This window comes from Candidatus Symbiopectobacterium sp. (assembly GCF_020054415.1).
Taxonomy (GTDB): Bacteria; Pseudomonadota; Gammaproteobacteria; order Enterobacterales; family Enterobacteriaceae; genus Symbiopectobacterium.
In genome coordinates this window covers 1-2,167 of record NZ_JAHWCO010000462.1, presented here as the reverse complement: position 1 = coordinate 2,167, position 2,167 = coordinate 1, and the positions used below count along the sequence as shown (strand labels likewise).

The following is a 2,167-nucleotide window of genomic DNA, read 5'->3' as shown; positions in this document are numbered from 1 at the left end:
GTGGTCATCTAAGTCTGAGAGACTACGATGCTCAGGTGGGTGAAGCCATGGCCATGGTCAAAGCGCTTAACCGGATCACGCTATCAGGAATGCCGAACAGTATTCGCATCACGTAACAATCGACCAGTATGGGGCGCAGTCGTTACAAGTTCTGATTTATTCAACAAAGCCCCGACAGTGGACAAACGTAAAGGTAGCGTACCAAGAACCAGTAGCAGCAAGCAGACTTGGCTAGCAGCATCCCAGTTCTTTACTACACTTCTCTGGTTTCACCAATAAAAGCAATGCGGTAGCAATTTCTGGCCGATAGCACACTGACAAGCTCAAACATTTTTTAACAGATAACGCGAAACGTTCCAATAATGCGTTTTCTTTAATATATATTTCAATTAGTTAGTTAAAATAAGATGGCTCATACCTTGCTAAATACACCTTCTTAAAAAATCAAAACAACGTTCCTACTTTGAACACACTTTCGAGATTGCGTACATGACGAGTAGGCAAATAGCGCAATATAATCAATCGAAACAGTGTTTCTATTTATAAGGAACTGCAACGCAGTTCGATAAGAAGGTTCTCGATGAGTATTTTTACGGCTTTACGCACCAGCTCTGAAACGACACTCAACGAATGGTTAGCCGCCTTGGATAGCCATATCGCTCGCGTATCGCAGGCCACCCAAAGTCATAAAAATCCTACTCCCCTGCGGGCAGACGGCTTCGATATCACCACGCAAGAACCCGTAGTGTGGAAATTCCCGGATGGTCATGATGCGCCTATCGCGAATTTCGCCAGCCAACAAAACTGGTTGAGAACATTAAGCGCCATGAGCGTTATTACCGGTGATGCCCGTTATGAACAGCATGCAACGGATTACACCGACTATTTCTTAAAACACTATGTCGATGATAACAGCGGCCTGTTCTATTGGGGTGTGCACCGTTTTATCAATCTGGATACGTTGGGCAGTGAAGGGCCAGAGTCCAAAACCATGGTGCATGAATTAAAACACCATCTCCCCTATTACTCACTGTTGCACCGTGTCGACGCAGAAAAGACGTTGAACTATCTGCAGGGCTTTTGGAATGCCCATGTTGAAGATTGGCAGCAACTGGATCTTGGCCGTCATGGTGATTACGCCAAAACGCGCGATCCACAGGTCTTTGAGCACGCACGCCGCGATGTGGTTGACACTGCTCTCAGGCCAGAACTGCCGCTGACCAAAGGATTGACCTTTGTCAACGCGGGCACCGACCTGATTTACGCCGCCTTCGCTTACGCGCACTTTACCGGCGATGCGTCAGCAGCGGCATGGGGTAAGCATTTATATCGCCAGTATGTGTTGGCACGTAATCCTGAAACCGGGATGCCGGTGTATCAGTTCAGTTCGCCGCTGCAACGCCAGCCTGTACCTAAAGATAATAACCAAACGCAATCTTGGTTTGGCTACCATGCACAGTGCCAATTTTTTCCGGAATTTGGCGTTATCGCCAAAGAGGCCAATGTCCTGTTTCGCGACATGCGCCCTTTATTGATTGATAACCCGTTGGCGATGTTGGATATTCTTCGACAGCAGCCCGATAGTGACATCATGGCCTAGGTGATTTCAGGCTTAAAGAATTACTACCAGTGCGCCTATGACGTGGTCAGCAACACGCTGCGACCGATGTGGAACAACGGCCAGGATATGACGGGCTTTTTTTTCCCGCGTGATGTTTATTACGGCAAGAAAGGCACCACATTAGTTAGCACAGGCGACGGCGCGCTGGAACTTCGTACCCCACGCGATCGGGACGGCTCCTTCGAACCGCAACTGGTAAAGAAAAACCAGACCCGGATCACCGGAATGGACAACCAGATCCTGTCGTTGTACGCCAAAGGCATGACCACCCTCGAGATCGCTGCCGCGTTCAAAGAACTGTATGACGCTGATGTCTCGCCGACGTTGGTATCCAAAATCACCGATGCCGTGATGGTGCAGGTCGCAGAATGGCAAAATCGCCCACTGGATGCGATATATCCCATTGTTTATCTTGACGGTATCGTTCTGAAATTCAGACAGGACAGCAGCGTCATCAACAAATCTGTGTTCCTGGCACTGGGTATCAATATCGAAGGCCAGAAAGAACTGCTGGGTATGTGGCTGGCCGAGAATGAAGGTGCAAAG

General features: G+C 48.6%; 3 pseudogenes. All 3 read left to right on the top strand.

The features are described from left to right. Positions 1-116 (top strand): annotated as a pseudogene (locus tag QZ506_RS13430) (IS5/IS1182 family transposase); the annotation flags it as partial. Positions 117-580: 464 nt separating this feature from the next. After that, positions 581-1,735, top strand: a pseudogene (locus tag QZ506_RS13425) (pectate lyase); the annotation flags it as partial. Positions 1,736-1,750: 15 nt separating this feature from the next. Next, positions 1,751-2,167 (top strand): annotated as a pseudogene (locus tag QZ506_RS13420) (transposase); the annotation flags it as partial.